We start from the raw sequence: 15,858 nt of genomic DNA, 5'->3' as shown, positions 1-15,858 counted from the left end.
CCACTCACCGGGCCTTCGGGTCGAGTGCGTCGCGGATCCCGTCACCGAGCATGACGAACGCGAGCACGGTGACGGTCACGAATCCGGCGGGGAACAGCAACATGTGCGGGATGACCCGGAAGTAGTCCCGCGCGTCGCTGATCATCACACCCCACGAAACGACCGGCGGCCGCACGCCAACGCCGAGGTAAGCCAACGTCGCCTCCGCCCCGATGAAGGCACCGAGCGCGATGGTCCCGTAGACCAGCACCGGCGCGACGGTGTTGGGCAGCAGGTGCCGGAGCACGATGCGTGGCGTGCTCGCACCGAGACCGCGAGCGGCCTTGACGTAGTCGAGTTGCTTGGCCACCAGCGTCGCCGACCGCATGATGCGCATCGCCACCGGCCAGCTCAGCGCCGCGATCGAGAACACCACCTGCACGATGATGGTGACCGCACCGGGGTTCGTGCCGGGTGCGTTGAACGTCGTGAGGATGACGATCGCGCCGAGCACGAACGGCAGCGCCGCGAAGATGTCGCCGACCCGGGAGAACAGGCTGTCGACGAGACGGCCGTAATACCCGGCGACGATCCCGACGAGCGAACCGATCAGGATCGTCAGCACCGTCGCGAAGACCCCCACCAGCAACGACGCCCGCGCGCCGTGGATGGTCCGCGCGTAGATGTCGTAGCCCTGGTTGTCGTAGCCGAACCAGGCGTCCGCGGACGGGCCTTCGTTGGCGTGCGTCAGATCGCTGAAACCGGCCGGACGCGAACTGAACAGGTCCGGCGCGATGGCGATCAGCACGATCAGCACGATGATGACGGAGGAGATGAGGAAGGACGGCTTGCGGCGCAGCATCCGCCAGGCGTCACCGCCGAGGCTGCGCGGCTTGTACGCCAGTGCGGAGTCGTCGGCGACGCCGGCGGCGGCGACGTCCACAGAGGACACGCCACCGGCCACGTTGGGGTCAGTCATAACGGATCCTCGGGTCGAGAACGGCATAGAGCAGGTCGACGGTGAGACTCACCAGCAGGTAGACCATCACCAGCAGGACGACGACGCCGGTGACGGTGGCGCCCTCCCGGTTCTGGATACCGCGGAAGATGAGCCCGCCGATGCCGTTGATGTTGAACACGCCTTCGGTGACGATGGCCCCGCCCATGAGCGCGCCGATGTCGGTGCCGATGAAGGTCAGTACCGGGATCACCGAGTTGCGCAGCAGGTGGACACCGACGACGCGGCTGCGCGGCTGCCCTTTCGCGATGGCCGTGCGGACGTAGTCGGCGTGCCGGTTCTCGGCGATACTCGTCCGGGTCAGCCGGGCGATGTAGGCCATCGAGAGACTGCCCAGCGCTATCCCGGGCACGATGAGTTCGCCGACTGTCGCGTCCTCGGACACGCTCGCCTCGATGAGGCCCAGTTCCGAACCCAGGATGATCTGGAGCACGATCGCGGTGACGAACACCGGGATCGAGATCAGGAACGTGGTCGACATCAGCACGAGGTTGTCGAGGAAACCCTTGCCGCGCAGCCCGGTCAGGATGCCGGCGGCGAGTCCGATGATCGCCTCGATGGCCACCGCGATGAGCGCGAGCCGGACGGTCACCGGATAGGCGTTCCCGATCAGCTCGCCGACCGAGACGCCGTTGAAGGTCTCACCCCAGTCACCGGTGAACAGGTTGCCGAGGTATTTGAAGTACTGGACGAAGATCGAATCATCGAGGTTGAACTTCGCGGTCATCATCTCGATGTAGGCGGGCGGGCAGGCGACCTGACCGCATTTGCCCGCGAACGGGTCACCGGGCACCGCCCACACGAGGGCGTAGATGAGGAACGTGGTGCCGAAGAAGACCGGGATCAGTTGAAGTAGGCGACGGAGGATGTACTGGGACATGGGCGTGCCGTCCTGGAGATCGCGTGGTGGGAGCTGTGGGACCGGCGGGTCGTGAGTGGCGATTCGGGTTCTGACCCGAATCGCCCCTCACGACGCACGGAGTCCCGCGCGGTGCTCTACTTCGCGGCGACCTCAATGGACGAGTAGTCCGCGAGGCGGCCGAAGTCGAGCTTCGCGACCTTCAGCCGGTTCGACTTGCCACCGACGCCCTTTTCCTCCCACACCGGGATCTGCGGCAGGTCCTTCGCGATCAGGTCCTCGGCCTGCTGGTACAGCTTGATCGCGGCCGCCTTGTCGGCGGTCTGGTCCGCCTGGTTCAGCAGCGCGTCGACGGCCGGGTTGTTGTACGTCGAGTCGTTGGAGGAACCGGTGCTCTTGTAGCGCGGGTTCAGGTAGTTCTCGATCGACGGGTAGTCGGCCGACCAGTCGGAGCGGCCCATGCCGGTCAGCTTCCTGCCGTTGACGATGCTGCGCCACTGGCCGAAGTCGGTCGCCGGGACGAAGTCGCATTCGACGCCGAGCGCGTTCTTGATGCTGTTGCACGCCGCGACCAGCGGTTCCTTACGGCCGCCGTCCGCGTTCGAGGCGATGGTCAGCTTGCCGGTGTACCCGGACTTCGCCCAGAACTCCTTGGCCTTCACCGGATCGAACTTGCAGAACTCGCAAACACCGGGCCGGTAGCCCTCGATACCGCGCGAAACGTAACCGTCGGCGGGCGCGTAGGTGTCGTTCATGACGGTCTTGACGATCTGCTCGCGGTCGATGGCCAGCGAGATCGCCTTACGCAGGTCCAGGTTGTTGTAACCCGGGACGTAGTAGGGGATGGCGAGCGCGCTGATGCCGAGCAGGTTTCCTTCGACCAGCCGCTCACCGAGGTCGGTCTTGTACTTGCCGCCGGCCTTCGCCGCCGGCGGGAGCGCCTCCATGAAGTCGAGGCGGTTGCTCAGCAGGTCCTGGTACGCGGTTTCCTGGCTGGTGTAGATGCGGACTTCGAGGTCCTTGAACTTGACCTTGTCCTCGCCCTGGTACTCGTCGAACCGAGTGAGCTTCATGTTCTGGTTGGGCGTGCGTGAAACGAACTTCAGCGGCCCGTTTCCGATGGGTGCCTTGGCGAACGCCTCCGGGTCGGCGAAGAACTTGTCCGGGAGCGGCGCGAAGGCGAGGTAGCCGATCTTGGTGGCGAACACCGAGAACGGGCCCTTGAGGGTGACCTGGAACTCGTAGTCGTTCACGACCTTGAGCCCGGACATCTCCTTGACCGTCGGCTCTTTGGCGCTGATTTCGTCGTAGCCCTGGATCTGCTCGAAGAACGACGCGTTCTGCATGCCGTTCTTGCCGTTCGCGCTGTAGTTCCACGCGTCGACGAAGTTCTTCGCCTTGACTTCGGTCCCGTCGTGGAACTTCCAGCCCTTTTTGATCTTGATGTCGAAGACCTTCGAATCGGTCGTGGTGATCGATTCGGCCATCAGGTTGTACGGTTCGGCCGTGTCGGATTTGTAGCCGACCAACGCCGAGAAGACCGGCTTGAGGGCTTTGGAGCCGCCGAGTTCGTTGGTGTTGGCGGGGATCAGCGTGTTCTCCGGCTCGGTGCCGTAGACCGAGACCGCCGCGTTGGCGTCGGTGGCGCCGGAGCCCTTGTCTTCGCTGGATCCACCACCTCCACAGGCCGTCAGCAGCATGGCCGCCGTGGCCACCACCGCCGTCGCTCCCCAGAACCCGCGTGAAGCCCGCATGTCCACTCCAACTCTCGTCGTCGGATCGTCCGGCGAGCGCTGGTCGCGCCCTGCCGTCCAGAAGGTGAGACGACGCTATGGGACACGTGAAGCCGATCACAGTGCGTTGGTGTTGCAAATGTGTGACGGTCTCCCCGACCACCCGGTCAGAGCACAACGTTGGTAGGAGCCGTGCTGCGCCGAACGGCCCAACCCGGACAGGAGGTCACCGAGTGATCACCGAAAGAAATGGCGTCACATAAGAGAAATCGACATTCTCAGGCCAGGGAGAGCGCGATCCCGTCGAGGATGTCGTGCTCGGAGACCACCAACTCGTCGGGACCACTGCGCGTGGCGAACTGTTCGGCCAGCACCTGCACGATGACCGATCCGCCGCCGATCACGTCGACCCGGCCGGGGTGGATCACCGGGTTCGCGGCACGGGTCGCGTGGTCGGCCGTGAGAAGCGATCGCGCGACCCGGTCGATGTCGGCGTGGGAGAGCTTCGAGAGGTGGGTGCGTTCGGAGTCGTACTCCGAGAGGCCCTGTGCCACCGCGGTCAGGGTGGTGACCGTACCGGCGACACCGATCCATGTCTTGGCCGTGGACACGTCCACGACGTCGAAGGCTTCGGAGAGCACCTTGGCGGCCAGCTCGCGGGCTTCGGCGATCTCGGCGGCGGAGGGCGGGTCGGACTTCAGCGCGCGTTCGGTGATCCGCACGCAGCCGATGTCGACCGACTTCGCGGCGATGACCTCGGCCTGGCGGCCGTCCCAGGTGCCGACGACGAGTTCGGTCGAGCCGCCGCCGACGTCGACCACCACGAACGGGCCGTCGTCGGGGTCCTGCTCGCCGACGGCGCCGGTGAAGGACAGCCGGGCCTCTTCGTCGCCGCTGATGACTTCGGCCTCGGTGCCCAGCACCTCACGCGTCATCGCGAAGAACTCATCACGATTGCTCGCGTCGCGGGTCGCCGACGTCGCGACCATGCGGACCTTCTCGACACCTTTGCGGCGCGCGGCGATCGTGTAGTCCGCCAGCGCCTTACGGGTGCGTTCGAGCGCCTCGGGGGCCAGCCTGCCGGTGGCGTCCACACCCTGGCCGAGGCGGACGATCCGCATCTCGCGGTGCAGGTCGCGCAGGTCGACCGTCCCGTCGTGGCGGGGGGTCAGCTCGGCGACGAGCAGACGGATGGAGTTGGTCCCACAGTCGATCGCGGCAACACGAGGCATACGTTCAGCCTAGCCAGTCGGCTTCACCGAATTCTCGCCGGACGAGTTGCCCGCCGGTGGTGACGGGGTGCAAGTCGGCGCCGGGGTAGTCGTCGGGCTGGACGAGCTGGACGGCGTCGTCGACGCTGTCGGAGTCGGACAGGGCGGAAGCGGCGTCGTGGTCGGCGAAGTCGAGGTATTCGAGGTGGTTCCCGGCTTCGACGGAGACGTGGACGATTTCGAGATCGTCGGCGGCGCTGAACTCGAAGGCGGCGGCGTCACCGAACCGGGCGGCGTCGGCGGCACCGGAGGCGGCGGCACCGAAGCAGGCGGCGGAGCGGCCGCGGCGTTCGGCGCGCCGATCGGCACCTTGCTGTCCGGCGTCGGCAGCACGCCCGTGCGGTAGGCCTCGGCCCAGATGATGACCGTGTTCACATACGTGTCGGAGTTGTTGTAGCGGAACACGGCCGCGCGCAACTGGTCCGGTTTGGACAGATCGAGCCCGCCCGAGCACAGGTACCGGCCGGTGCCCAGCGCCGCGTCGAAGATGTTGTTCGGATCGGACTCGCCGTCATCGTTGCCGTCGGAGGCGTAAGCGGCCCACGTGGACGGGATGAACTGCGTCGGGCCGACGGCGCGATCCCAGACGGCGTCACCGTCGTATTTGCCGCCGTCGGTGTCCGGGATGGCCGCGAACGGACCGGCACCGTTGAGCTGCGGGCCCAGAATCGGTTCGAGAGTGTTGCCCTTCGCGTCGACGAAACCGCCGCGCGCGTGATTGGACTCGATCCGGCCGATACTCGCGATCAGCGCCCAGTCGATGTGACAACCGGGCTGTTCGGCGATGAGGATGTCGGCGGCCTTGCGATACGCGGCGAGCGCGGTCACGGGGATGCCAAGCGGTCCGTTGGGGAGTTCGTCCGCGGGGAGCGGGAGCGGGGTCGGCGCGTTCGGCAGGCTGCCGTCGACACCGATCTGCTGGACGAGCGGGTTCTTCGGGTCATAGCCGCCGACAAGGGCGACGTCGTCGGAATGGATCGTGCTCGCCGTCGCGGCCCAGCTGCCGGCCCCGACGACCGCGGCACCGGCCGGGACGATGGCGAGGACACCCCCGGCCACCGCGGCGATCGTGCGGTGCCGGAGACACAGTCTCCGGACATGACCGGTCACCGCGCCTGGCACGTGCCTCACGCGCATACCTCAGAACCCTCCCGGCGGATCGCGATCCGGCGAATCCGTTCCTTGCCCACCCAGAAAACCCGCACCTGGTGCCCAGCCTGCCGCATGCGGTGACCGGTTTCACCCTAAAGGGGAGACCAGTCGGTCTTCAACGGGTGAATTAACCCACCTGGAGGAACTATCTGTACCCGCGGGGCGGGTGTTACCCCTGACAGTCGCCCGACGGCCACCCATTCGCTTTGAGCAGCGCGAGGGTCTCGTCCCCGAACGGGTTCACTCCAGGACCGACGGCGAGCGTGTGCGCCAGGTGGACGTGCAGGCACTTGACGCGACCGGGCATCCCGCCCGCGCTGACCTCGTGGCCGAGCGAATCGATGGCGTCGCGTTCGGCGAGGTAGCTCTCGTGGGTCCGCTGGTAGGCGGCGGCCAGCTCGGGGTCTTCCGAGAGCCGGTCGGTCATTTCCTTCATCAGCCCGGACGCCTCGAGGGTGCCGACCATCGAGGTCAGCTTCGGGCAGGTCAAGTAGTAGAGCGTCGGGAAGGGAGTGCCGTCGTCGAGGCGGGGGCTGGTCTGCACGACCGACGGGTGGCCGCTCGGGCAGCGCGCGGCGACGGCGCGCAGCGCACGGGGTGCCCGGCCGAGCTGTTCCGCGATGATCTCGCGGTCGGCGTCGGTCACAGGCTCATAAGAAGACTTTTCCGTGCTGTTCACGCCACCAAGGCTAACCGGGGCCCCGAGCTCAGCCGCCCGCGACCTGATCCCACAGCTTCTCGTACCAGGAGCCCGCGGGCACCGGCTGCTGGCCTTGCTCGCCCTGCTCGGGCGCCTTGTCTTCGGGCAGCTGCACGATGTACGGCGTCTCACCGGGTTTCACGAAACCGAACCGCTTGCGGGCCTCGGCCTCGATCTGCGCCGGGTCGCTCAGCTCGGCCTTGCGGCCCTCCAGCTGGGCGACGCTCCGCTGCAGTTCGGACTGCAACTGCTGCTGCTCGCTCACCTCGGACTTCTGGCTGAGGTACGTGCGCAGCGGGACGGCGATGGTGAACGCGAGCGCGCACACCACGATCGCCACCACCGCGGCCCGGCGGGTGGTGGACATGCCGAGCACCTTCGCGGCGCCCGACGCGCGTTTCGCCGCGAGGCTGCGGCGCAGCCGGGTTCGGGCGCGGACCTCCGTCGTCGTGGTCCGCCGGGCGCGCTCCGGTCGGCGGCCCCTGCTGGAGCCGCCTCCGCCACCCGCGCGCCCGCTACGACGGGTCCGCGCCCTCCCCCGGTCCGCCATGCCTGCTTACCCCTCCGGGCTGAACCGCGGGAACGCGAGGTCGCCGGCGTACCGGGCCGCGTCGGCGAGGGTCTCCTCGATCCGCAGCAGCTGGTTGTACTTGGCGATGCGCTCGCCGCGTGCCGGGGCGCCGGTCTTGATCTGGCCGACACCGGTGGCGACGGCGAGGTCGGCGATGAAGGTGTCCTCGGTCTCGCCGGACCGGTGGCTCATCATCGACTTGTAGCCGTAGGAGGTGGCCAGCGAGATCGCGTCGAGGGTCTCCGACAGCGTGCCGATCTGGTTGACCTTCACCAGCAGCGCGTTGGCGGCGCGGCGGGTGATGCCCTCTTCGAGACGGTCCGGGTTGGTGACGAACAGATCGTCGCCGACGATCTGGACCTTCTCGCCGACCTCGGCGGTCAGCTGGACCCAGCCGTCCCAGTCGTCCTCGCTCAGCGGGTCCTCGATGGACACGAGCGGGTAGTCGCGCAGCAGTTCGGCGTAGTAGGCCGACATCTGCTCGGCGCTCTTCTTCGCACCTTCGAAGGTGTACGCGCCGTCGGAGAAGAACTCCGTCGCGGCGACGTCGAGCGCCAGCGCGACGTCGCGGCCCGGGGCGTATCCGGCCTTCTCGATCGCCTGAAGGATCAGGTCGAGCGCCTCGCGGTTGTTCTTCAGGCTGGGCGCGAAGCCGCCTTCGTCGCCGAGACCGGTGGCCAGGCCGCGGCCCTTCAGCACCGACTTCAGCGAGTGGTAGACCTCGGTGCCCCAGCGCAGGGCCTCGCGGAACGACTCGGCGCCGATCGGCGCGATCATGAACTCCTGGATGTCCACATCGGTGTCGGCGTGCGCGCCACCGTTGAGGATGTTGAGCATCGGCACCGGCAGCACGTGCGCGTTCGGCCCGCCGAGGTAGCGGAACAGTTCCAGCTCGGCCGATTCGGCGGCGGCCTTCGCGACGGCGAGCGAGACGCCGAGGATGGCGTTCGCGCCGAGACGGGACTTCGCCGGGGTGCCGTCGAGGTCGACCAGCTTCTGGTCGACGATGCGCTGGTCCACGGCGTCGGTGCCGACGAGGTCCGGGCCGATCTCGTCCAGGACGGCCGCGACCGCGCGCTCGACACCCTTGCCGTTGTACCGGCCGGTGTCGCCGTCACGCAGCTCGACGGCTTCGTGTTCGCCGGTGGAGGCACCCGAGGGGACCGCGGCCCGCGCGAGCGTGCCGTCGTCGAGAGCCACCTCCACTTCGACCGTCGGGTTGCCTCGCGAGTCCAGAATCTCGCGAGCGCCTACCTGCTCGATGAGCGCCACGCCATGCTCCTCATGTGGGTTGTGCCTGCGGTGACGGGCCCCAGCCTAGCCGTCGGCGCTGTTCACCCGTTGGAGGCACGCGCCACAGCGCTCACTCCGAAGGCGGTTCGTGCGCCCGGATCTCCCGCCAGCCCGAGGGGAGCTCGACGGTGTCGGAGAACTGCTGCCAGAACGTCCAGCTGTTGCCGCCGATGTCGGAGACGGTGAACACGCGGGCACCGTAGGGCTGATCTTGCGGAGCGTCGAGGTCGGCGTCGTCGCCCAACGCGGCGCGGACCCGCTCGTACTGGGCGTCGGCGTCGGGGACGTAGACGATGTTCAGCTGGCCGACCGGGCCGTCGACACCCTTGGCCTCCCAGTATCCGGGACCGACCCCGGCCAGCTGGATCTTCGCCGGACCGGCGCACAGCGTGGCCTGGAACACTTCACCGGAGGCGTCGGCGAAGCGCACCTCCTCGGTGAACCCGAACACTCTGACCAGCCACTCGACCGCTTCGGTCGCGTCGGTGTAGTAGAGGTACGGCGCGAGCCCGACGTAGCCGGACTCGTTCTCGGGCCTATCCGCTTCGGCACTGCTCATGGCGAGACAGTCCACCATGACCGTTTCAGCGCCTCGTGAACGACCCTGCCCCGGCGTATCGTGGAGCGGACCATGATGGATGCCGAACCCGCCCCAGAAACCGGTCCGGACTCGTCCGGCGAATCCCGGTTCCGCGCCTTCCGACAGGCGGAGGCGCTGGTCGAAAGCCGCAGGCCGCTCGACGCCCTCAAGGCCCTCGAGCCGCTGCTGGAGGACGAAACCGACAAACCGAGCGTGCAGTTGCTGGCCGGTCGCGCGTACTTCCACTCCGCACAGTTGCGCCGGGCCGAACGCGCCTTCACCCGGGTGCTGGAACTGGACCCCACCGATCATTACGCGCGGTTCGTGCTGGGTCGGACCCTCCAGCGCCTCGGCCGGTTGACCGAGGCGCTCGCGCAGATGCGGATCGCGTCGGCGATGCATCCGATCCCGGAATACCTGGAAGCGATCAGCGAGGTCAGCGCGCGGATCGCGCTGCGGGACTGACCCAGGCCCCGCCGCCGTCGTCGCGGGAGCAAGGGACCTTTGCTCTCATTTCGACTTGGCCCGCAGGTGGGCGCGCTCGCCCTGTTTGCCGAACAGCACCAGCAGTTCCACCGGCCCCGGCCCCGCACTGCCGAACCAGTGCGGCACCCGCGTGTCGAATTCGGCGGCCTCGCCCGGCCCCATCGTGAAGTCACGGTCGCCGAGCACCGCCCGCAAACGGCCGCTGAGGACGTACATCCACTCGTAGCCCTCGTGCGTCCGTTGCACCGGTTCGATGTCCTCGACCGGGATCAGCAGTTTGAACGCCTGCGGCTGCCCTGGCTGCGCGCTGAGCGGCCAGGCGGTGAACCGGCCGAATTTCTGCGGCTTCATCCGGATCCGCGGGTCGCTGGGCTCGGGTTCGCCGACCAGTTCGTCGAGCGGGACCTGATGCGCCTCCGACAACGTCAGCAGCAGTTCCAGGGTGGCCTTGCGCGAGCCCGATTCGAGCCGGGAGAGCGTGCTGGCGGAGATCCCCGTCGCCTCCGAGAGCGCGGAGAGGGTGGTGCCGCGTTCCTTGCGAAGCTGCTTGAGCCTCGGGCCGACCTCGGCGAGCCGCCGTTCGATGTCCTGCATGAACCCAGTTTGCCAAATCGGCAAAGAACTTTGCCACACTTCCGCGGAATCCGGATGCTCGGGACCATGAACAACGAATTCGACGTAGTGATCATCGGTGGCGGCGTGGCGGGGCTCAGCGCGGCGCTGGTCCTCGGCCGGGCGCGGCGCGAGGTCGTCGTGATCGACGCCGGCACCCCGCGCAACACGCCCGCCGCGCACGCGCACGGTTTCCTGACCAGGGACGGCATTCCACCCAAAGAACTGCTGGCGATAGGCCGTGACGAAGTCCGCGGCTACGGCGTCGAGATCGTCGAGGACGTGGTCCACCGGCTAAGGCGCGACAAGGCGGTGGAACTGGCGAGCGGGCGGGTCGTCAGCGGACGCCGGATCGTGGTGACGACCGGACTGGCGGACGAACTGCCGGACGTCCCCGGCGTCGCGGAGCGCTTCGGCACCGACGTGCTGCACTGCCCGTACTGCCACGGGTGGGAAGTGCGCGATCAGCGCTTCGGCGTGCTGGCCACCTCCGAGAAGTCGGTCCACCAGGCACTGATCGTCTGGCAGTGGAGCAAGGACCTGACGTTCTTCACGCACACACAGCAGATCTCGGCCGAGGACCGGGAGAAACTGACCGGGCTGGGCATCCGGATCGTCGACGGGAAGGTGTCCGAACTCGCCGTCGAAAACGACCGGCTGACCGGGGTCCGGCTCGTCGACGGCGAACTCGTCGAACGCGATGTCGTGTTCGTCGGCCCGAAGTTCGTCCCGCACGACAAGCTTCTCGCCCAAATCGGCTGCGAGCGCACCCAAGACGGTTTCGTCGCGGTGGACGCGCAGGGCCGGACGAAGGTGGACGGCTTCTGGGCGGCGGGCAACGTCGTCGATCCGATGGCGCAGCTGGTCGTCGCGGCCGGGGAGGCCTACAAGATGGCGTCGGCGCTCAACTTCGATCTGGTCCTGGAAGATCAGGGCGCGACGCTGGCGTCCGCGTAGGCGTCGGCCGCGCTGAAGACTTCCTGGACGTAGGGGACGGCCGGGTTGAAGACCCGCATCGCCTTCCACCAGCCCGCCGGAGTGGCGATGTCGTCGCCGTCGGCGCACAGGTAGCGAGCGGTGGCGAAGGCGGCGTCGTCGAGGTTCTTCGTATCCGGCCGCTTCCCGTCGCCGGTGGCGCGCATGGAGTGCTTGGCCCAGACGTCGGGCGCCAGCGTGATCGGGCCCGGCCTGCCCTGCGCCGCCTCGACGTGGGAGATCCCGGCGAGGGTCGCCCACGAAAGGTGACAGCCCGGTTTCTGACGCCGGAGCCACATCTCGGCCCGGCCGTAAGCGGACAGATCGGCGACGGGGAGCCGGGTCTTCGAGGCCACCCGTTTCGCCCAGGTCTCGAGTTCGGCGGCGTCGGAAACGGTGGGCCGGTCGGGCGGCGCGGCGAGCCCGGCCCGCGGCGTCGCCACCCCGGGCTGCGGCTTCTGGTCGGGCACCGCGAGCGCGGGCTGGGGTTGCGGCGGCGGGGGCGGCTCCTCGCCGCCCGGCCGCTGCACCCCGACGGTCATGATCAGCACCACGCCGGTGAGCACGAGACCACCGGCGAAAGCGAGCCTGGAAACGTACGGCGGCAGAGGACGCGAAAAGTACTCGGGGGTGTCGGCGCTCGACTGGGTGGTTTCGGCCACGCGGTCAGGTTACTTCGCCGCACCGCCGAGCGGTGCCCCGTTCGGGCTACGAAGCCAACTGTCGGTAAACCGGATCGATGATCGGTCCTCGGCGGCCGATTCGTTATGTGCCGAGCTCCGGCCACCCTGACCTGGGGATGCTTGCGACAGCCGTGTCCGATCAAGGTCTCTTCAAGCGTTTCGTCCGCTTACGGGTCACGTCACTCCCGCTGGACTTTCAGGGAAGCCTTACCTAAAACCAGGAGGTTCAGTCAGACGACCAGGGAGAACGACGTGTGGTTCGCGAGTGCGCTCATCGGCCTGCGCGAAGGTCTGGAGGCCGCCCTCGTCGTCAGCATCCTCGTCGCGTTCCTGGTCAAGACCGAACGGCGGCACGCGCTTCGCTGGGTGTGGCTCGGTGTCGGCGTGGCGGTCCTGCTGTCGGTCGGGATCGGCGCGATCCTCACCTACTCCACCGCGCAGCTGTCCTTCGAACAGCAGGAACTGCTCGGCGGCACCCTGTCGATCGTCGCGGTCGGCTTCGTGACGGCGATGATCTTCTGGATGCGCAAGGCATCGAGGACGATCGCCGCCGAACTGCGGGGGAAACTGGACGAAGCGCTCGACGTCGGCCCGCTCGCCGTCCTCGTCCTGTCCTTCTTCGCCGTCGGCCGGGAAGGCCTGGAGACGGCGGTGTTCTTTTACTCGACGGTGCAGACCGCGCAGGGCGGGACGACCGAGCCGTTGATCGGCTTCACCAGCGGCATCCTCGTCGCGATCGTGCTGGCGTACCTGATCTACCGCGGCGCCGTCCGGTTCGACCTCGGCAGGTTCTTCACCGTCACCGGTGTCCTGCTGGTGTTCGTCGCGGCGGGCGTGCTCGGCTACGGCCTGCACGACCTGCAGGAAGCCGCCTTCCTGCCCGGTTTGACCGTGCTCGCGTTCGACGCGTCGGCCGTACTGCCGGAGACGAGCTGGTACGGCGCGCTGCTCAAGGGGATCTTCAACTATTCGCAGCAGACGACGGTGCTCCAGGCCGTCGCGTGGCTCGCGTACGTGGCCATCGTGCTGCCTTTGTTCCTCAGGCCCAAGAAGAAGGTCGTGGCGGCTCCCGCCGCGGCCGCAGTCAAGGAGTGACCGTGTCTCGTCGATTCCCTCTCGCCGCCTTCGCCGGCGTCGGTGCCTTGGTGCTCACCGCCTGTGGCGGCGGCGAGGAGAAGCCCGCCGCCGCGGGCGGGCCGATCAAGGTCGAAGCCTCGGACACCGCGTGCGCCGTCTCGGCCACCACCGCGAACGCGGGCCCGGTGACCTTCGAGATCACGAACAAGGGCAGCAAGGTCACCGAGTTCTACCTCTACGCCGAGGGCGACCGGATCATGGGCGAGGTCGAGAACATCGCGCCGGGGCTGAACCGGCGGCTCATCGTCGAGGTCGCCGAGGCCGGCAAGTACCAGACCGCGTGCAAGCCGGGCATGACCGGCGGCGGCATCCGGGGCGAGTTCACCGTCACCGGCGGCGCCGCGAAGCAGGCCGACCCGAACTCGCAGAAGGCGCAGGCGGTCAAGAGCTACGCGGAGTACGTCGCGAACAACACGAAGGCGCTCGAGGAGGAGACCACCAAGTTCGTCGCCGTCGTGAAGGCGGGCAAGGTCGACGAGGCGAAGGCCGCGTACGCCCGCACCCGTGTCTACTTCGAACGGGTCGAACCGGTGGCCGAGAAGTTCGGTGACCTGGACCCGAAGATCGACGCGCGTGAGGCCGACCTCGAACCGGGCCAGAAGTTCACCGGGTTCCACCGCCTGGAGAAGGACCTTTGGGTGACCGGGCTCCAGCCGGACACCGCCCAGATCGCCGACCAGTTGCTCGCCGACGTCAAGGAACTGGTCACCAAGTCGGCGGCGCTCGAATTGAACGCGCTCGACCTGGCCAACGGCGCCAAGGAACTGCTCGACGAGATCGCCACCGGCAAGATCACCGGCGAGGAGGAGGCGTTCTCGCACACCGACCTCTCGGACTTCCAGGGCAACCTCGACGGCTCGAAGGCCGCGATCAACTCGCTGCGCCCGCTGCTGCAAGCGAAGGACCCGGCACTGGTGTCTACTTTGGACAAGGAGTTCGGCAACGTGCAGGTGCTGCTGGACAAGCAGCGCGAAGGTGACGGCTTCAAGCTGTACACGGCGCTGAGCCAGGACCAGATCAAGGAATTCGCGTCGGCGGTCGACGCGCTGAGCGAACCGCTGAGCAAGGTGGCGGAGGTCGCGGCGCAATGAGCGAGGCGGAGCACACCCGCGTCTCCCGCCGGAAGCTGTTCGGCATGGCGGGAGCGGGTGCCGCTCTCGTCGGGACCGGCGCGGCGGCCGCATACGGCGCCGACAGGCTCCTCGGCGGCGACAACCCGGCGCAGGCGGCGCAGAACGTCGTCGAGTTCCACGGCGAGCATCAGGCCGGGATCGTCACGCCGGTGCAGGAAAACCTGCACTTCGTCGCGCTGGACGTGACGACGAAGGACCGCGAAAAGCTGGTCAAACTGCTGCGGACGTGGACGGACGCCGCCCGGCGGATGACCGCGGGCCAGGAGGTCGGAACGGGCGGCGCCGTCGGTGGCGCCCCCGCCGCCCCGCCGAGCGACACCGGCGAGGCGCTCGATCTGGCGGCGTCTTCGCTGACGCTGACCATCGGTTTCGGCCCCTCGCTGTTCGACGACCGGTTCGGCCTGGCGGCCAAACGTCCGGCCGCGCTGATCGACCTCCCCCTGTTCCCGCAGGACAAACTAGACCCCGCGCGTGGCGGCGGGGACATCTGCGTCCAGGCGTGCGCGGACGATCCGCAGGTCGCGGTGCACGCGATCCGGAATCTGGTGCGACTGGGCTTCGGCGTCACCGCGGTGCGCTGGTCACAGCTCGGGTTCGGCCGCAGCTCGTCGACGTCGCGGGCGCAATCCACGCCGCGGAACCTGTTCGGGTTCAAGGACGGGACGCGCAACATCAAGGCCGAGGAGACCGACGTCCTGCGCGACCAGGTGTGGGCGGCGGCCGAAGACGGACAGCCGTGGATGGCGGGCGGGACGTTCCTGGTGGCCCGCCGGATCCGGATGCACATCGAAACCTGGGATCGGGAATCGTTGCAGGGCCAGGAAGGCATCGTCGGCCGGTCGAAGGGCGTCGGTGCCCCGCTCGGCCAGGCCGCCGAGTTCGACGAGCCCGATTTCCACGTGGGCGGCGCCGGCGGCGAGAAGCTGATCCCGGCGGACTCGCACGTCCGGCTGGCCTCGCACGAGAACCTGAACGGGGCGCGGATCCTGCGCCGCGGTTACAACTTCGTCGACGGGTCCGACGGTGTCGGACACCTCGAAGCGGGCTTGTTCTTCCTCGCGTTCAACCGGGATACGCGCAAGCAGTTCGTGCCGATGCAGCAGGCGTTGTCGTCGAAGGACGCGATGATGGAGTATCTGCAGCACACCGGATCCGCCCATTTCGCCGTTCCTCCAGGCGTGCGCGAAGGTGGTTTCTGGGGCGAAGGCCTGTTCTCTTGACCTCCAGTAAAGTGGAGGTCGCACACTGAACGCCATGTTCAGTGAAGCGGAACTCGACTACCTCGCCGGCCAGGGACTGGGGCGGCTCGCGACGGCGCAGCCGAACGGCACCCTGCAGGTCAGCCCGGTCGGCTACGTCTACAACCCCGAAACCCGCACGATCGACATCACCGGCTACGAACTGGCGAAGAGCAAGAAGTTCCGGAACGTGGCCGCCAACGGGCAAGCCGCGTTCGTGGTGGACGACATGCCTTCGCAGGACCCGCCGAGGATCCGGTGCCTCGAAATCCGCGGCCGCGCCGAGGCGCTGACCGGCGCCCGCACCCCGGACGGCCACCTCGACGGCGCGGTGATCCGGATCCATCCCTCGCGGATCATCAGCCTCGGCGTCGACGACCCGGACCACGACCCGCTCGATCTCGTTCCGCACAACCGGAACGTGTGACGGAGACGCTG

Annotated in this window: 17 protein-coding genes; 6 read left to right on the top strand and 11 right to left on the bottom strand. The window is 68.0% G+C overall.

All coding sequences use genetic code 11. The features are described from left to right. Window positions 1–4: 4 nt before the first annotated feature. From AVL48_RS06170 to AVL48_RS06130, 9 genes are all read right to left on the bottom strand, one after another. On the bottom strand, window positions 5–958 hold the full coding sequence (locus tag AVL48_RS06170; RefSeq protein ID WP_061986231.1) for an ABC transporter permease: 954 nt from the start codon (window positions 956–958) through the stop codon (window positions 5–7). Beyond that, window positions 951–1,877, bottom strand: a complete 927-nt coding sequence (locus AVL48_RS06165) for an ABC transporter permease (RefSeq protein ID WP_061986233.1) — start codon at window positions 1,875–1,877, stop codon at window positions 951–953. Before AVL48_RS06165 ends, AVL48_RS06170 begins: the two co-directional genes overlap by 8 nt. A gap of 116 nt (window positions 1,878–1,993) precedes the next feature. After that, complete coding sequence (locus tag AVL48_RS06160) at window positions 1,994–3,610, bottom strand: peptide ABC transporter substrate-binding protein (RefSeq protein ID WP_061986368.1); 1,617 nt, start codon at window positions 3,608–3,610, stop codon at window positions 1,994–1,996. Between the two features lie 257 nt (window positions 3,611–3,867). Then, window positions 3,868–4,821, bottom strand: coding sequence for a Ppx/GppA phosphatase family protein (locus AVL48_RS06155; protein ID WP_061986235.1), 954 nt, complete (start codon window positions 4,819–4,821; stop codon window positions 3,868–3,870). 9 nt (window positions 4,822–4,830) lie between these two features. After that, window positions 4,831–5,997 carry a lytic transglycosylase domain-containing protein gene (locus AVL48_RS06150; protein ID WP_061986237.1) on the bottom strand — a complete coding sequence of 389 codons (1,167 nt, stop codon included), beginning with the start codon at window positions 5,995–5,997 and terminating at the stop codon, window positions 4,831–4,833. A 184-nt stretch (window positions 5,998–6,181) separates the two neighbouring features. Continuing rightward, a complete protein-coding gene (locus tag AVL48_RS06145) occupies window positions 6,182–6,658 on the bottom strand; it encodes a DUF501 domain-containing protein (RefSeq protein WP_425266097.1) in 477 nt (158 codons plus the stop codon). Window positions 6,659–6,719: 61 nt separating this feature from the next. Continuing rightward, a complete protein-coding gene (locus AVL48_RS06140) occupies window positions 6,720–7,079 on the bottom strand; it encodes a septum formation initiator family protein (RefSeq protein ID WP_143104850.1) in 360 nt (119 codons plus the stop codon). A 189-nt stretch (window positions 7,080–7,268) separates the two neighbouring features. Next, a complete protein-coding gene (gene eno / locus AVL48_RS06135) occupies window positions 7,269–8,555 on the bottom strand; it encodes a phosphopyruvate hydratase (protein WP_061986243.1) in 1,287 nt (428 codons plus the stop codon). A gap of 91 nt (window positions 8,556–8,646) precedes the next feature. After that, window positions 8,647–9,135 carry a VOC family protein gene (locus AVL48_RS06130; protein WP_061986370.1) on the bottom strand — a complete coding sequence of 163 codons (489 nt, stop codon included), beginning with the start codon at window positions 9,133–9,135 and terminating at the stop codon, window positions 8,647–8,649. Between the two features lie 72 nt (window positions 9,136–9,207). Between AVL48_RS06130 and AVL48_RS06125 the strand changes: the two genes are divergently transcribed. Further along, entirely contained in the window at window positions 9,208–9,621 is a 414-nt protein-coding gene (locus AVL48_RS06125) for a tetratricopeptide repeat protein (protein ID WP_061986245.1), read from the top strand. 45 nt (window positions 9,622–9,666) lie between these two features. Here the strand turns inward: AVL48_RS06125 and AVL48_RS06120 are convergent, their stop codons facing one another. Beyond that, window positions 9,667–10,236: a helix-turn-helix domain-containing protein gene (locus tag AVL48_RS06120; RefSeq protein WP_061986247.1), complete on the bottom strand. Its 570-nt coding sequence runs from the start codon at window positions 10,234–10,236 to the stop codon at window positions 9,667–9,669. A gap of 54 nt (window positions 10,237–10,290) precedes the next feature. Between AVL48_RS06120 and AVL48_RS06115 the strand changes: the two genes are divergently transcribed. Beyond that, entirely contained in the window at window positions 10,291–11,211 is a 921-nt protein-coding gene (locus AVL48_RS06115) for an NAD(P)/FAD-dependent oxidoreductase (RefSeq protein WP_061986249.1), read from the top strand. Here the strand turns inward: AVL48_RS06115 and AVL48_RS06110 are convergent. After that, window positions 11,184–11,891: a lysozyme family protein gene (locus AVL48_RS06110; protein ID WP_061986251.1), complete on the bottom strand. Its 708-nt coding sequence runs from the start codon at window positions 11,889–11,891 to the stop codon at window positions 11,184–11,186. The genes AVL48_RS06115 and AVL48_RS06110 overlap by 28 nt on opposite strands. 273 nt (window positions 11,892–12,164) lie before the next feature. Between AVL48_RS06110 and efeU the strand changes: the two genes are divergently transcribed. The 4 genes from efeU to AVL48_RS06090 are packed head-to-tail and all read left to right on the top strand — an operon-like array spanning window position 12,165 to window position 15,847. Further along, a complete protein-coding gene (efeU, locus tag AVL48_RS06105) occupies window positions 12,165–13,007 on the top strand; it encodes an iron uptake transporter permease EfeU (RefSeq protein WP_061986253.1) in 843 nt (280 codons plus the stop codon). 2 nt (window positions 13,008–13,009) lie between these two features. Continuing rightward, on the top strand, window positions 13,010–14,140 hold the full coding sequence (gene efeO / locus AVL48_RS06100; protein WP_082857569.1) for an iron uptake system protein EfeO: 1,131 nt from the start codon (window positions 13,010–13,012) through the stop codon (window positions 14,138–14,140). Continuing rightward, window positions 14,137–15,402 (top strand): iron uptake transporter deferrochelatase/peroxidase subunit, encoded by a 1,266-nt coding sequence (gene efeB / locus AVL48_RS06095; RefSeq protein WP_061986257.1) that lies wholly within the window; start codon window positions 14,137–14,139, stop codon window positions 15,400–15,402. The genes efeO and efeB overlap by 4 nt, the downstream gene beginning before the upstream one ends. Before the next feature lie 34 nt (window positions 15,403–15,436). Then, window positions 15,437–15,847, top strand: a complete 411-nt coding sequence (locus AVL48_RS06090; protein WP_061986258.1) for a PPOX class F420-dependent oxidoreductase — start codon at window positions 15,437–15,439, stop codon at window positions 15,845–15,847. The last annotated feature ends 11 nt before the right edge of the window (window positions 15,848–15,858 follow it).

Origin of the sequence: Amycolatopsis regifaucium (genome assembly GCF_001613935.1) — a bacterium.
Lineage (GTDB): Bacteria > Actinomycetota > Actinomycetes > Mycobacteriales > Pseudonocardiaceae > Amycolatopsis > Amycolatopsis regifaucium.
Note: the sequence above shows the minus strand (reverse complement) of the source record. Positions and strands in the feature narration are given on the sequence as shown.

Bases quoted from the DNA above. Each gene is read 5' to 3' on its own strand.
- AVL48_RS06160 (WP_061986368.1), bottom strand. From the start codon at position 3,610: ATGCGGGCTTCACGCGGGTTCTGGGGAGCGACGGCGGTGGTGGCCACG.
- AVL48_RS06115 (WP_061986249.1), top strand. From the start codon at position 10,291: ATGCTCGGGACCATGAACAACGAATTCGACGTAGTGATCATCGGTGGC.
- AVL48_RS06155 (WP_061986235.1), bottom strand. From the start codon at position 4,821: ATGCCTCGTGTTGCCGCGATCGACTGTGGGACCAACTCCATCCGTCTG.
- efeB (WP_061986257.1), top strand. From the start codon at position 14,137: ATGAGCGAGGCGGAGCACACCCGCGTCTCCCGCCGGAAGCTGTTCGGC.
- AVL48_RS06090 (WP_061986258.1), top strand. From the start codon at position 15,437: ATGTTCAGTGAAGCGGAACTCGACTACCTCGCCGGCCAGGGACTGGGG.
- AVL48_RS06170 (WP_061986231.1), bottom strand. From the start codon at position 958: ATGACTGACCCCAACGTGGCCGGTGGCGTGTCCTCTGTGGACGTCGCC.
- AVL48_RS06125 (WP_061986245.1), top strand. From the start codon at position 9,208: ATGATGGATGCCGAACCCGCCCCAGAAACCGGTCCGGACTCGTCCGGC.
- AVL48_RS06150 (WP_061986237.1), bottom strand. From the start codon at position 5,997: ATGCGCGTGAGGCACGTGCCAGGCGCGGTGACCGGTCATGTCCGGAGA.
- AVL48_RS06165 (WP_061986233.1), bottom strand. From the start codon at position 1,877: ATGTCCCAGTACATCCTCCGTCGCCTACTTCAACTGATCCCGGTCTTC.
- AVL48_RS06120 (WP_061986247.1), bottom strand. From the start codon at position 10,236: ATGCAGGACATCGAACGGCGGCTCGCCGAGGTCGGCCCGAGGCTCAAG.
- AVL48_RS06140 (WP_143104850.1), bottom strand. From the start codon at position 7,079: ATGTCCACCACCCGCCGGGCCGCGGTGGTGGCGATCGTGGTGTGCGCG.
- AVL48_RS06130 (WP_061986370.1), bottom strand. From the start codon at position 9,135: ATGAGCAGTGCCGAAGCGGATAGGCCCGAGAACGAGTCCGGCTACGTC.